The sequence below is a fragment of the Streptomyces sp. NPDC090108 genome (assembly GCF_044747185.1).
Lineage (GTDB): Bacteria > Actinomycetota > Actinomycetes > Streptomycetales > Streptomycetaceae > Streptomyces.
On the sequence record NZ_JBIVDQ010000003.1, the window covers coordinates 244,948 to 258,657 of the forward strand.

The window sequence follows — 13,710 nt, forward strand, 5'->3', positions numbered from 1 at the left end:
GCTCCCATGGAGCGGACGCACCCCCTTGCGCGACGCCGGCGCCCCCTCAGAAGCCGGTCGTCCACACATCCGTTGCGTCACATAGTGGTGCCTCTGTGTAGCTTTTGTGCGGGAGTCGCGAAACCTGACGGAAAAGCGCAGGTGTCCATCGGCGTCCCAGGGGAACCGGATGGACCGTTTTCTCCTCCGCGCCGGCCACCTGGTCCCCACCCGGCGGACCGCCACGACCTGGCAGTTCCGTTGCCGGGCGACGCGCCGCCGGCCTGCGCGGGTCCGCCGGGCGGGAGTTCCGCGGCCGGGTCGGGGCCCGCTTCCGGCCCGACCGATGATTTCCGGTCAGTCCGACCGCGGGGCGGCCGGAATCCGGACCACCGGTTGCGCGTCGGGGACTCCCGGCCAACCGTCGTTTCCCGGGCGGCAGTTCACCTTCGGCAGAAGGGCCCTCCCTGGGCACGAAGTTGGCTCCCGCTTCTGGTCGGCGGCACCTACTGGACGGTATACAGACCCAGTTGAATCCGCGAGCATCGCCCGTCGGGGGTGCTCGACGTGGTGTTGCGGCCTCAGGGGGAGGACTTCATGGCGAACGGCACGCGCACGGGGAACCGGGTCACGAGCAGGGGGCGGGCGGTGGCGCTGGGGGCGGCACTGGGCGGCTGCGCCCTCGTAGCGGCCTCCACCACGCCGGCCGCCGCGCACCCCTCCGGGCACGGTCACGGCCGTGGGATCTCCTACGCCGCCCTCGGCGACTCCTACACCTCCGCGCCTCTCGTGCCGACCCAGGTGGACGCCAACTGCGCCCGGTCGGACCGGAACTACCCGTCCCTGGTGGCGGCGGGTCAGCACGTCGGCACGTTCAAGGACGTCAGCTGCTCCGGCGCGACGACGAACGAGATGTGGAAGGCGCAGGGCACGAACGGACCCCAGCTCGACGCGCTGGGCCGCGACACCGACCTGGTGACGGTGCAGATCGGCGGCAACGACGTCGGTTTCGGCACGATCATCGGCACCTGCGCCCACCTGGCCGCCCAGGACCCCTCGGGCAATCCCTGCGAGCGCTACTACGGGTCGGGCGGATACGACCAGTTGGCGCTGACGGTCGCACGGACCGCGCCGAAGATCGACCGGGTGCTGCGCGCCGTGCGCGACCGGGCACCGCACGCCAGGGTCGTCCTCGTCGGCTACCCGGACCTCCTGCCGGACGACGGCAGCGGTTGTTTCCCCTCGGTGCCGTTCGCCCAGAAGGACTTCCCGTACCTGCGCGACACCGAGAAGCGCCTGAACCTGATGCTGCGTCTGGTCGCCGCGTGGAACCGGGTGGACTACGTGGACACCTACGGCCCGACGGTCGGCCACGACATGTGCAAGGCCCCCGCCGACCGCTGGATCGAACCCCTCCAGCCGGCCTCCCCCGCCGCTCCCGCCCACCCCAACGCCAAGGGCGAGGCGGTCATGGCGCAGGCGGTGCTGGACCGACTGGAGCGGCACCGGGCACGGAGCTGACCCCGGGCGTGACCACGGTGCGGGCCCGGCCCGGCAGATGGGCCGGGCATCGCCTGACGGGTGAGCCGGAGACGGCCTGACAGGGTGACGGACTCGACGGGTGAGCCCGGCGGCGTCTGACGGGTGACGGACTCGGCGGACGAGCCGGACGCGATCGACCGGCGACGGCCTCCACGCACTCTGCGCGGAGGCCGTGGCCGGCCCTCGGGTCAGCCCTTGAGCGCGTTGTCGACCACGCCCTTGGCCTCCTCCTGCACACGGGCGAGGTGGTCGGAGCCGAGGAAGGACTCGGCGTAGATCTTGTACACGTCCTCGGTGCCCGAAGGACGCGCGGCGAACCAGGCGTTGGCGGTGGTGACCTTGATGCCGCCGATGGAGGCACCGTTGCCGGGAGCCTCGGTGAGCACGCCGGTGACCGGCTCGCCCGCGAGGGTGTCCGCGGTGACCTGCGCCGGTGACAACCTGCCGAGCAGCGCCTTCTGTTCGCGGGTCGCCGGCGCGTCGATGCGCGCGTAGGCGGGGGCGCCGAAGCGGGCGGTCAGGTCCGCGTAGTGCTCGGAGGGCGTGCGGTCGGTGACCGCGGTGATCTCGGAGGCGAGCAGGGCCAGCAGGATGCCGTCCTTGTCCGTCGTCCACACCGAACCGTCCCGGCGCAGGAAGGACGCGCCGGCCGACTCCTCACCGCCGAAGCCGAGGGAGCCGTCCGCCAGTCCGTCCACGAACCACTTGAATCCGACCGGCACTTCGACGAGCCTGCGGCCGAGATCGGCGGCGACCCGGTCGATCATCGAGGACGAGACGAGGGTCTTGCCGACGCCCGCGTCCGCGGACCACTGGTCCCGGTGCCGGTAGAGGTAGGAGATGGCGACCGCGAGGTAGTGGTTGGGGTTCATCAGGCCCGCGTCCGGGGTGACGATGCCGTGCCGGTCGGCGTCGGCGTCGTTGCCGGTGGCGATGCGGAAGCGGTCGCGCTGCTCGATGAGGGAGGCCATCGCGTACGGGGAGGAGCAGTCCATGCGGATCTTCCCGTCCCAGTCCAGCGTCATGAACCGCCAGGTGGGATCGGTGCCCGGGTTGACCACGGTCAGGTCGATGCCGTGCCGCTCGGCGATCCGGCCCCAGTAGGCGACGGACGCCCCGCCCAGCGGGTCGGCGGCGATGCGGACGCCAGCGGCGCGGACGGCGTCGAGGTCCAGCACGCTCGGCAGGTCGTCGACGTAGGTGCCCAGGAAGTCGTACCGCCCGGTGGTGGGCGCGAGGAGCGCGCGGGCGTACGGAATCCGCCGTACGTCCTTCATGCCGTCGACGACGATCTGGTTGGCGCGGTCCTGGATCCAGGAGGTCGCCTCGGAGCCGGCCGGTCCGCCGCTCGGCGGGTTGTACTTGAAGCCGCCGTCGCCGGGCGGATTGTGCGAGGGGGTCACGACCACACCGTCGGCGAGGCCCGCGGTGCGGCCCCTGTTGTGGGTGAGGATCGCGTGCGAGACCGCGGGGGTGGGGGTGTAGCCGTCCTCGCCGTCGATGAGCACGGTGACCCCGTTGGCGGCGAACACCTCCAGCGCGGTGACCTTCGCCGGCTCCGACAGCGCGTGGGTGTCCGCTCCCAGGAACAGCGGGCCGTCCACCCCCTGGAGGGCGCGGTACTCGCAGATGGCCTGGCTGGTGGCGGCGATGTGGTCCTCGTTGAAGGCGCCCACCAGGGACGAACCCCGGTGCCCCGACGTGCCGAAGGCGACCCGCTGTGCCGGGTCGGCCGGGTCGGGGTGCAGCGCGTAGTACGCCGTGACCAGCCGGGCCACGTCGACAAGGTCCTCGGGCCCGGCCGGCCGGCCGGCTCGCTCGTGCGGCATGAGTCCGTTCCTTCGTGTCGGTGTGTTCGAACGCTCGGGGCCATCTTTCCTTGTCAGGAGCCTGGCGTGCGACCACGCCACCGGCGGGGCGAGCGGAACCGGCCGTCCGCCCGGTGATCCCGCCTCTCCGGCGCGTGCGCGCTCCGGTCCCGCTCGCCGGCGTGGCGCACGCGCCCGGAACGCCCTGGCCGGTCCCGCTCGCGTCGCCCCGGCGACGCGACCGAGGCAAGGTGCGTTTGTCCGACTGATGATCATCGGGGCTTCCGTGCCACAGATCCCACATGAGACAACACGGACTCCATTGAGTTGTTCCGGGCTACTATGCGAGAGGGGAGACTTTCCACTGCTGAGCGACGTGCCGACGCGGCGACCCTGCTCCCCTGCCCTCGTCCGGCGACCCCGAGGTGGCAGATGGCGGAGAGCTCGTCGAGACCGGCGTCAAGAGTTCCCGACCATGTGCTCCGGATCGCCGCCGTCCAGCTCGATTACACGCCCAACACGGAGAGCAGCAACAACAGACGCTGGTTCCCCGACGAGCCCCTTGTCGACTGGCGGCAGGCGAACCAGGGGGCCGAGGCCAGATTCTCCGTGCGCAGCGGGCCGATCGACGCGCACCAGCCGACGCGGGACCGCACCCAGTCGGTGATCAAGCAGTTCCGCCGGTACCGGCAGGAACAACTGGACCGCAAACTCAAGCAGATCCTGGAGTTCTGCGTCCGGCGCGACGTGGACATCGCGGTGCTGCCCGAAGCCCTGGTGCCCGCGGCGCTGGTGCCTGTCCTGGTCCACGGCTTCCGCAGCCGGCTCGCCGTCTTCGCGGGCCTCGGCACCCTGCGCCCGGAGGACGCCCGCACGCTCCAGGAACTCGGCTTCGAGAACGCGGCGGAGGAGATAGGCCGCAACGCGGCCGTCTACGTCGACGCGCACACCATCGAGCTCGTCACCAAGCGCGACCGGGCGGCCAACGAGGTGATGGAGCGCGGCTCGGGCACCGCCAGGGTCGAGTTCCGCAAGGGCAGGTTCACCCGTGACCTGGGTCTGGCCGTGTGCCGTGACTACGTCAACGCGCCCCGGACCTTCGACACCGAAGTCCCCCCGCCCGACCTCGTCCTGGTGTCGGCCCTCACCAAGCCGACCGAGGACTTCATCCGCACACCGCGCAACTTCGCGGTCGCTTTCGCCAACCACGCCGCCGAGGGCGGGAGCGCGGTGCTCGCACCCCAACTCCAGGGGTTCTTCCTCGACATGGCGCGACGCGGGACCGATCCTCTGCCGCCCGGTGAGTCCATCGTCGTCGTGGACTACGAGAAGTTCGGCCAGACACCCACCCAGACCGTCGAGCCGGGCAACCGGCTGGTCCACCGCGCCGCCCTGGTCTACGACGACCCCTCCCCCACCGACCCGGGCGGTTCACGCAGCTCCCTGACCCGGCAACTGGCCGACCTCACGCTCACCGGCCTCAACTTCGGTGACTACGACGAACTCCTGAGCGTCGCCGAAGCACGGTTGCAGGGCATGTCGCCGCAGACGCCCGTCCTGCTCAGCGCCGTACAGGAGTTGCGCCGCAACGCCGGAACACTCAGCAGCCAGCTGGACCTGAACCTGTTCACCAGCCATGTCATCCTGACCGACGTCAAGTCCGAGGCGGAGCTGCAGTACGAGGTCCTCGGCAAGCTGCTCCGGGAGTGGCACTACCTCATCGACCCGGACAGCGACCTCGACCTGCCCGAGGGGATAAGCCTCTACTTCGAGAGAGGCCGCACCCTGCGCAGCCGGCTCTCCGCGCAGATCCGCACCGCTCACCGTGACTCGCCGCTGGTCACCAGGGAGAACGAGGGGCGCGGGTCCGACGGCGCCACCACCGCCTCGGAGGAAGAGGAGAGCGACGGGTTCTCCCTCTTCTACAGCGCCCGCCTCGGTTCCTACGGCTCCGACAACGCGGTGCGGAGTCTGGAGCAGCAGCTCGGCGCGCTGCGCACCCTCTCGGCGGCCGACGACGACACGGTGCGGCTCGTCTACCAGACCCACACGGCGCGGCAGACGAAGGGACATCTCGCGCCGTTCTTCGACGTGATCGGCATGACCGAGTCGACGGAGGCGGACACGCTGGAGGGCCTCGGCGAGGGGGTCGGCCAGCAGCTCGCCACCGCGTTCCGCAGCACCTGGGACGTCAGCGCGGGGCCGGAGCACGGCACGCTGGAGGCCGACACGGTCGTGGAGCTGCGCCTGCGCCCGCAGGCGGTCCCCTGGATCCGGGAGGACTGGAGCACCCTCGTCGACTACCTGCGCACCCTTCGTGTGCCGGTCACCGTGCAGTTGACGTGCCGCCGGCTCGGGAAGGGCGACGGGGAGGAGGAGCGCGAGCCCTCGCCGGCCGAGGCCGTGCTGAACGCTTTCGCCACGGCGGCGCACCACGCCGACCCCACCGGGTTCTTCTCGGCGTACGAGCGGGACGCCGCGGCCTTCCTGGAGCGCGCCGCCCGGGAGGAGGCGGACGAGCGGCGCAATCTCACGCTCCTGGTCCACATCGGCTCCGCGGAGCCGCTCCCGGACTCGGTGCTGTGGGCGATCGGCAACTGGCTCTTCCGGTCCATGCCGTTCGACATCGTGCGCGGCGAGGAGGCGAGGGAGCCCCTGGCGCCCGGAGCCGCACCGGAGAACGCGCCGCGGCTGACGCCCTCGGAGATCCTGCGGATCTTCCATCCCCCCTACGGCCGGATGGAGTCACGCGGACTCGACACACGGCGGGCGACCAGTGTCCCGGTCCCGGCGCCCGCGCTCCCCACCGAGGGCCTGCTCCTTGGTAGCGCGCGGACCGAGGGGACCCGTGAGGACCGCTGGCTCGACGTGCGGCTGGACCGGACCGCGCGGCTCCGGCACACCTACGTTCTCGGCCCCACCGGGTCGGGCAAGACCAACCTGCTGAAGAACCTGGCCCGTCAGGACATCCTGGAAGGCCGCGGCCTCGTGGTGATCGACCCGCACGGCGACCTCGTCGACTACCTGGTGAGGCACACCAGGACCCGGGACGGGGAGGTGCTGCTGCTGGACTTCGGCGACCCCGAGTACCTGCCGGTGCTCAACCCCCTGGATCTGGACGTCCAGTCGGCCAACGACCGCAATCTGGCCATCGAGCGGTTCATCGGCCTGATGGTGCGGCAGTCGCACCACACTTTCTACGGCCCGCGGTTCGAGAGCTTGATCAGGCTGGTTCTCGCCTCGGCCACGCACTCGGTGTATCCGATCCGCCCGGCGTCGGTACTGGACGTCGGCACGATCCTGCGGAACAAACAGGTCAAGTCGTGGGTGCAGTATCTGCTGCGGGACGTGCCCGGCCTGCGGGAGCGGTGGCAGACCTTCGACAACCAGGGCGGCTCCGACTTCGCCGAGCTGCTCGACTGGGCGCTGTCCAAGTTCAGTGAGATGGAACAGGACGGGACGCTGCGGCACGTGCTGGCCAGCGGGGAGTCGACCGTCTCGCTCAGCCGCTTCGTGCACAACGGCGGGGTGGTGCTCGTCAAGATTCCCGAATGGGAGATGAGCGCCTCGTCCGCGGCACTGCTCGGCGGGTTCGTCCAGGAGCACATCCGGCAGACGGTGTACCGGCGGTGGCGGCAGCCGGAGGGAACGTCCGAGCCGTTCTTCATGTATGTGGACGAGTTCCAGGCCTTCTCGCTCGGCGGCTTCGAGGACATCGTGGCCGAGGCCCGCAAGTTCGGCCTCGGACTGGTCCTGGCCCACCAGCACCTCTACCAGCTCAACTCCTTCTCGCGCTTCACCGGTTCGTCCTCGGAACAGCTGATCGGGGCCATCCTCGGCAACGTGGCCAACCGCATCGTCTTCGGCCTGTCCCACCGGGACGCGACGGAACTCGCCAAGGACTTCGACACCGACGTCAAGCGCCTGATCAATCCGGGTCTGCACCGGGCCACCGCGCAGGTCCTGCTCGGCCAGCAGCAGCGCACGTTCACGCTGGCGATGACCGACGCCGACTCCGACGCAGGCCTCCCGGACCAGTACGACCACGTCCGTCGTCAGATGATCGAGAAGGGCTACTGGCGCAGCCGCGAGGACCTGCGCTCCCAGGACGAGGCACGGGCGCGCAAGCTGAAGCTGGTGGTCAGGCGCTGGCAGGCGGACCGTCGGCGGCAGGCCTCGCAGCAGTCCGGCAAGGTGCCGCCGCAGTCCAGGCCGATGCCCCAAGGGGAACCGCTCACACCATGGCCACCTGAGGGCGCCCCCGGAACCGACCACGTGCACGCATGGGAGCAGGTGCTGAGGCGGTGGCTGCAGCGGGAGCAGACGCCTCCCGGGAACGACGAGCCGAGGAAGGACGGGAGGCCCGATGATCGCCCTTGACGACGCGCTGCTGCGGGAGATCGGGCTCGGGGAGCTGCCGGAGCCCCACGTCAGGCTCATGTTCCGTTACTTCTACGAGGTGCTGGAGCAGCGGGTCGGGCTGGCGTTCGCCGAGGAGATGACGGAGGAGGAGTTCGAGGAGTTCGAGGCTTTCATCGACGCCGCCGACGAGGCCGGGGCGATGGGCTGGCTGAGCAGGAAGAGGCCGGACTACCCGGAGGTCGTGGCCGCGCAGTTCGAGAAGCTGAAAGGCGAACTGCGCGATCAGGCCACCGCTCTGGTCAGAGTCTCCGGCCTGTACATGTCCGGGTGGAAAGCCGCGGAGAAGGCCGAGGACGGCGTCGCGCAGCCCGGGGGATCCGAGGTTCCCGCCCCGCGCGCCGGGGCGTCCGCCGGGGAATCCGAAGTGCCCTCCGGTGAAGGCGGGGCTCCGGCCCAAGAACCGGAAACACCGGCAGGGAGTCCCGGAATACCGGTCGGGGCTCCCGAAGCGACCGCGGAAGACGTCGACGTACCGGGCCAGGGGGGAACGCCCGAATGACCACGTGGATACTCGCACTGTCGTCACCGGCCGTCGCCGTCGCCATCGCCCTGTGGGGCTTCCGGCGCGGTGACCGGGCGGACCGTCTGCGGATGCTCTTCGAGATCCAGGAGCGCTACCTCGCCCAGCGGGCCCGGGACGGCCGCCGGCTGATCCACACCCGTCTGGCCGGGCGGGGAGCCGACGGGGTGCGGACGTGCACCCGGGAGGAACTCACCAGCATCGGTCACACCCTCGCCGTCATGAACATGATCGCAATCAGCGTGGAGAGCGGCCTGGTGGAGGAGCAGCTGGTGCGGCGGAGCCTGGGGCGGTCGTTCGCCAGCGCGGTCGACGGCGCCGCCGACTACATCGATCTCGTCGAGCAGCAGCGGGGATTCCGCCCGTACGCGTACGCGCAGCGGCTCGCGGCGAAGTTCAGGACCGGATAGCGCGGGCGGGCCCCCACAGGGCCCCGGGCTCCGGCACGTGCCGGCGCCGGGGCCAGTGTCGGGACCGGGGTCATCGCCGGGGTCGGTGCCGGGGTCAGTGCCGGAGCCGGTGGCCTTAGCCGATGTGGTAGCTGTCGCCGTACACCTTCCAGTCCAGCGGGGTGCCGAGGTCGAGGTTGCCGTTGCGCAGGAAGACCCGCTGCTCGGTGTCGACCCTGGTGGTGTCGCTGTGGGCCTCCTCCTGCTTCATGGCCCAGACCCGGGCGTCGAGGAAGGCGTTGAGGTAGGTCTTCTCGTCGCCGCCCTGCGCCGGGGTCTTCGCCGTGCGCAGGGCGCGCCCGCGGATGGCGGGAAAGCCGGTGGGGTCGTCGCCGCCGCCGTGCATCACGATGGCGTCGTAGTAGATGAACTGCCCCAGGGCGCGGAGCCCGTCCGACTTGCCGCGGGAGACGGCGGGGTCGAAGTAGACGCGGTCGCGCTCGTCGTTCTGGGCCTGCTGGAACGCGGTGTCCTGGGCGGCCTTGCGCCAGTCCCTCGGATAGTCCGGGTCCAGCCCGTCGTGCGCGTCGGTGCCGTCGACCCGGCGCAGGGCGGGCAGGTACTTCACCAGGACGTTGCCGGGCCTGCGGTCGGCGTAGAGCTGGACGAGGTCGAGCATGTCGCCGGTCCCGGAGCAGAAGCCGATGATGCCGGCCGTGTAGCCGCGCCCGTCGCCGATGTCCTCGATGTACTTGTACTGGGCCTTCCAGTCCAGTGAGGAGTTCTCCGCGCTGGAGACCAGGCGCATGGCGATCTCCTTCTTCGCCGGGTCGTCGAGCCCCGGGGCGGCCGCCGGAGCCGGTGCGGCCGCGGCGCAGCGGGAAGCGCCGAGCAGTGTCCCGGAGGCCACCACACCGAGCGCGGCGACGATGGCCCGCCGGGATATGCCGGGAGTGCGGGGACCGCCAGGGCCGATGGGGCTGATGGGGTCATGGGCGGGGGATGCGTTTGTTGCCGTCTCGCGGTCTGCGTGCACCACAGGGTCTCCAAGGAAGGTGGGGGGTGGGGAGTCGCTCCGTCACGCACTGGTAGGAAAGTTTCCTATCAAGGCAGGGCGATGGCGGTAACCCGTAGTGCGGGAAGTTCGTAGGATCGGACAGGGCCCGGCGGGCCGGGCTCCGGCACGGCCGCCGGCATGACAGCGTGCCGCGGCGGCATCGCGGCCGATTCAGAAGCCGTGACGCTCAATCTCATGAAGGGCAGCGGTTGGACTTACGAATCTTGAAGGCGCAGGGTGGAGCTTGACCCCTGCGCGTACCAGGGGCACCCCTACGGCACCACCCGGAGAAGACCCGATGAACCACGTCGCTGACCCCGAGCGCTACAACGGCACCATGCGCTACCGGCGCACCGGACGCTCGGGACTGGACCTTCCGCTCCTGTCCCTGGGCTACTGGCACAACTTCGGCGACGACCGCCCCTTCGAGACGCAGCGCGAGATCGCCCTGCGCGCGTTCGACCTGGGCATCACCCACCACGACCTGGCGAACAACTACGGCCCGCCCTACGGCTCGGCGGAGATCAACTTCGGCCGGCTGATGAAGCAGGACCTCGCGCCGTACCGCGACGAGCTGGTCGTCTCGACCAAGGCGGGCTGGGACATGTGGCCGGGCCCCTACGGGCAGGGCGGCGGCTCCCGCAAGTACGTGCTCGCCTCCCTCGACCAGTCCCTGAAGCGCATGGGCCTGGACTACGTGGACATCTTCTACTCCCACCGGCTGGACCCGAGCACTCCGCTCGAGGAGACGATGGGCGCGCTCGACACCGCCGTCCGCCAGGGCAAGGCGCTGTACGTCGGCATCTCCTCCTACGACGCCGAGCGCACCCGGCAGGCGGTGTCCATCCTGCGTGAGCTGGGCACCCCGATGCTGATCCACCAGCCGTCGTACAGCATGCTCAACCGCTGGATCGAGACCGACGGCCTGCTGGACGCCGCGGAGGACGAGGGCTTCGGCGTCATCGGCTTCACCGCGCTGGCCCAGGGCCTGCTCACCGGCCGCTACCTGGACGGCGTCCCCGGCGACTCGCGGGCCGCGCAGGGCAAGTCCTTCGACCCGTCCTGGCTCACCGAGGACATGCGGGGCCGGCTGCGCGCCCTGAACGACCTCGCCGCCCGCCGCGGTCAGTCGCTGGCCCAGATGGCGCTGGCCTGGGCGCTGCGCGACGAGCGGGTCACCTCGCTGGTCATCGGCGCCTCCCGCGTCGAGCAGCTGGAGCAGAACGTGGCCGCGCTCGAGAACCTCGAGTTCTCCGCCGAGGAGCTGGCCGAGATCGACAAGTACGCCACCGACGGCGGCGTCGACCTGTGGCGCAACGCCCGGCTGGGCACCCTGGACAGCTGACCTGCGCCTGGGGGGTGTCTCCCCGGTGACCTCCGTCGCCGGGGCACCCCGGTGGGACGTGGCCGGTACCGGCCGGCTCCGACGCACGGAGCCCGGCGGTGCCGGCCACGGGCGTGTGGTGGCGGATGCCGTGGGGGCGGATGCGGTGGGACCGGGCCGTGAGCGACGTACCGTGACCCCATGAGCCCTCCCCTCCCGGGCCCCCTCGGCCACCTCGCTCCGCTGCTCGGCCACTACGGGTACTGGGCGGTGGGGGGCGTGGTCCTCCTGGAGGACTTCGGGCTCCCGGCGCCGGGCGAGACGATCCTGCTCGCGGCCGGTGTCTACGCGGGGGCCGGGGAGCTGAACATCTACGCGGTGGCGGGCATCGCGTTCGCGGCGGCCGTGATCGGCGACAATCTCGGCTATCTGATCGGCCGCACGGGCGGCAGGGCGTTCGTGCAGCGCTGGGGCAAGTACATCTTCCTCACCCCGAAGCGTTTCGCGGCGGCCGAGGACTTCTTCGCCCGGCACGGCGGCAAGATCGTGACGGTGGCCCGGTTCGTCGACGGCCTCCGCCAGGCCAACGGCATCATCGCCGGCACCACGCGCATGCCGTGGCCCCGGTTCCTCGCCTTCAACGCGCTCGGGGCGGCCCTGTGGGTGGGTCTCTGGGCCACCCTCGCCTATGTGGCCGGCAACCACATCGGGGCCGTGTACGACGAGATCGTCCGGTACCAGCGCTACGTCCTCATCGCGCTCGGCGTGGTGGTCGCGGCGCTCGTCGTACGCCATCTGGTACGACGCAGGCGCCGGCGTGACTCCGGCACTCCCCCGGAGCCCCCCACGACGCCTCCGGCTCCCCCGGCTCCCCCGGCGCGTTAGCGTCCGACCCGGGGCGTCAGCGTCCGACCCGGCGCGCGGCGGGAGCATGGGCTCAGGGTGAGGACGGTGTGCGGTGCTGCGCCGCCCGGCCCGTCTCGGAGTCGTCCTGCGGGGTGTCCCGTGGGGCGTCGTGCGGGGTGTCCTGAGCCGGGTCGCCGTCCGGACGTTCCCGGCCGCCCCGCAAGGCGGAGGCGAGCGCCGAGACCAGTGCCATGCCCGCGGCGACGCCGAAGACGATGGTCAGACCCTGGTGGAAGGGCCCGGAGACCAGTCCGGGGAAGAAGGTGTGACCGGTCAGGGTGGCGTGCTGCGCGGCCCCGAGACGGCCGAGGGTGTCGGCGCCGAGGAGATGCCCGACGGGGTTCTCGCCGAGGAACGTCGCGAAGAGGGTGCTGACCGGCGGGAGTCCGGCCGCCTCGTGGGCCGTCGCGGCCGGGACGCCGTGCGCCTGGAGTCCGCTGCTGAGGGTCGCGGGCAGCGAGGACGCCAGCCCGGAGACCATCAGCGAGAAGAAGACGCCGATGGACAGGGCGGTCCCGGAGTTCTGGAAAGTGGATCGCATCCCGGAGGCCACGCCACGGTAGCGGGCCGGGACGCTCCCCATGATCGAGGAGGTGTTGGGCGCCGAGAACATGCCCTGGCCGATCCCGTTGAGCAGCAGCAGCGCGGCGAACATGCCGTAGTCGAAGTTCACGGGCAGCGCCAGCAGGCCGAGGAAGGAACCGGCGACCACGATCAGGCCGGACGTGGAGAACACGCGGGAGCCGAAGCGGTCGGACAGATAGCCGGAGAGGGGCCCGGCGATCAGGAAGCCGAGGGTCAGTGGCAGCATGAAGATGCCCGCCCACAAGGGCGTTTCCTCGAAGTCGTAGCCGTGCAGCGGCAGCCAGATGCCCTGCAGCCAGATGATGAGCATGAACTGCAGGCCGCCGCGGGCGATGGCGGTGAGCAGCGCGGCGAGGTTGCCCGCCGCGAAGGACCGCACGGTGAACAGGGACAGCCGGAACATGGGTTCGGCCACCCGTGTCTCGACCAGGCAGAACACCAGCAGCAGGAGCACGCCGCCGGTCAGGCCCGCGAGCACCCAGGGGTTGGTCCAGCCCGTGGCCCGGCCCCCGTAGGGCTGGATCCCGTAGGTGATGCCGGCGAGCAGGACGCCGGCGCCGGTGGCGAACGTGATGTTGCCGAGCCAGTCCACACGCCCACGCACGCCGGTCGCGGTCTCCCGCAGGCTCAGATACGACCAGACGGTGCCGGTGATGCTGATGGGGACGCTCACCCAGAACACCGCGCGCCAGTCGACGGCGGCCAGCAGACCACCGGCGAGCAGGCCGAGGAACTGCCCGGCGAGCGCGGTGATCTGGTTGACGCCGAGCGCCATGCCGCGCTGCCGGGAGGGAAAGGCGTCGGTGAGGATGGCGGCCGAGTTGGCGGTCAGCATGGAACCGCCGAAGGCCTGTACGACGCGCCACAGGATGAGCCACAGGGCGCCGGCTCCGGCCCGGAAGGGGTCGAGGGACAGCGCGACCGAGGCGCAGGCGAAGACGAGGAAGCCGAGGTTGTAGATGCGGACCCGGCCGAACATGTCGCCCAGCCTGCCCAGGACCACCACCAGCACGGCCGATACCAGCAGATAGCCGAGGATCATCCACAGCAGATAGCCGATGTTGCCCGCGGCGAGGGGGTCCAGACCGATGCCTCGGAAGATCGCCGGCAGGGAGATGATCACGATGGAGGCGTCCATCGTCGCGATCAGTACGCCGAGCGTGGTGTTGGACAGGGCC

Annotated in this window: 9 protein-coding genes; 6 read left to right on the plus strand and 3 right to left on the minus strand. The window is 70.9% G+C overall.

Annotated features, from left to right (window positions below; genetic code table 11):
• Positions 1–576 precede the first annotated feature (576 nt).
• Positions 577–1,500, plus strand: coding sequence for an SGNH/GDSL hydrolase family protein (locus ACIPRD_RS11230; RefSeq protein ID WP_401562252.1), 924 nt, complete (start codon positions 577–579; stop codon positions 1,498–1,500).
• A gap of 209 nt (positions 1,501–1,709) precedes the next feature.
• Here the strand turns inward: ACIPRD_RS11230 and pgm are convergent, their stop codons facing one another.
• Positions 1,710–3,350 (minus strand): phosphoglucomutase (alpha-D-glucose-1,6-bisphosphate-dependent), encoded by a 1,641-nt coding sequence (gene pgm, locus ACIPRD_RS11235; RefSeq protein WP_401562254.1) that lies wholly within the window; start codon positions 3,348–3,350, stop codon positions 1,710–1,712.
• Between the two features lie 456 nt (positions 3,351–3,806).
• Here pgm and ACIPRD_RS11240 point away from each other — a divergent pair, with 456 nt between their 5' ends.
• From ACIPRD_RS11240 to ACIPRD_RS11250, 3 genes are read left to right on the plus strand one after another with little or no spacing between them, the layout of a single operon-like run.
• Positions 3,807–7,709 (plus strand): type IV secretory system conjugative DNA transfer family protein, encoded by a 3,903-nt coding sequence (locus ACIPRD_RS11240; RefSeq protein ID WP_401562256.1) that lies wholly within the window; start codon positions 3,807–3,809, stop codon positions 7,707–7,709.
• Entirely contained in the window at positions 7,696–8,250 is a 555-nt protein-coding gene (locus ACIPRD_RS11245) for a DUF5663 domain-containing protein (RefSeq protein ID WP_401562258.1), read from the plus strand. Before ACIPRD_RS11240 ends, ACIPRD_RS11245 begins: the two co-directional genes overlap by 14 nt.
• Positions 8,247–8,681 carry a hypothetical protein gene (locus ACIPRD_RS11250; protein ID WP_356402920.1) on the plus strand — a complete coding sequence of 145 codons (435 nt, stop codon included), beginning with the start codon at positions 8,247–8,249 and terminating at the stop codon, positions 8,679–8,681. Before ACIPRD_RS11245 ends, ACIPRD_RS11250 begins: the two co-directional genes overlap by 4 nt.
• 115 nt (positions 8,682–8,796) lie before the next feature.
• Here the strand turns inward: ACIPRD_RS11250 and ACIPRD_RS11255 are convergent, their stop codons facing one another.
• Positions 8,797–9,645: a chitosanase gene (locus ACIPRD_RS11255; protein WP_401563159.1), complete on the minus strand. Its 849-nt coding sequence runs from the start codon at positions 9,643–9,645 to the stop codon at positions 8,797–8,799.
• A 370-nt stretch (positions 9,646–10,015) separates the two neighbouring features.
• Here ACIPRD_RS11255 and mgrA point away from each other — a divergent pair, with 370 nt between their 5' ends.
• Positions 10,016–11,062: an L-glyceraldehyde 3-phosphate reductase gene (mgrA, locus tag ACIPRD_RS11260; RefSeq protein WP_356402926.1), complete on the plus strand. Its 1,047-nt coding sequence runs from the start codon at positions 10,016–10,018 to the stop codon at positions 11,060–11,062.
• Between the two features lie 180 nt (positions 11,063–11,242).
• The gene (locus ACIPRD_RS11265) at positions 11,243–11,926 is read left to right on the plus strand and encodes a DedA family protein (protein WP_401562261.1); all 684 of its coding nucleotides are present in this window, start codon (positions 11,243–11,245) and stop codon (positions 11,924–11,926) included.
• A gap of 52 nt (positions 11,927–11,978) precedes the next feature.
• Here the strand turns inward: ACIPRD_RS11265 and ACIPRD_RS11270 are convergent, their stop codons facing one another.
• Positions 11,979–13,670 carry an MFS transporter gene (locus tag ACIPRD_RS11270; RefSeq protein WP_401563161.1) on the minus strand — a complete coding sequence of 564 codons (1,692 nt, stop codon included), beginning with the start codon at positions 13,668–13,670 and terminating at the stop codon, positions 11,979–11,981.
• Positions 13,671–13,710 lie beyond the last annotated feature (40 nt).

Excerpts from the sequence above, each read along its gene's own strand:
- ACIPRD_RS11270 (WP_401563161.1), bottom strand. The coding sequence starts at position 13,670 with ATGGACGCCTCCATCGTGATCATCTCCCTGCCGGCGATCTTCCGAGGC.
- ACIPRD_RS11250 (WP_356402920.1), top strand. The coding sequence starts at position 8,247 with ATGACCACGTGGATACTCGCACTGTCGTCACCGGCCGTCGCCGTCGCC.
- ACIPRD_RS11245 (WP_401562258.1), top strand. The coding sequence starts at position 7,696 with ATGATCGCCCTTGACGACGCGCTGCTGCGGGAGATCGGGCTCGGGGAG.
- ACIPRD_RS11230 (WP_401562252.1), top strand. The coding sequence starts at position 577 with ATGGCGAACGGCACGCGCACGGGGAACCGGGTCACGAGCAGGGGGCGG.
- ACIPRD_RS11265 (WP_401562261.1), top strand. The coding sequence starts at position 11,243 with ATGAGCCCTCCCCTCCCGGGCCCCCTCGGCCACCTCGCTCCGCTGCTC.
- pgm (WP_401562254.1), bottom strand. The coding sequence starts at position 3,350 with ATGCCGCACGAGCGAGCCGGCCGGCCGGCCGGGCCCGAGGACCTTGTC.
- mgrA (WP_356402926.1), top strand. The coding sequence starts at position 10,016 with ATGAACCACGTCGCTGACCCCGAGCGCTACAACGGCACCATGCGCTAC.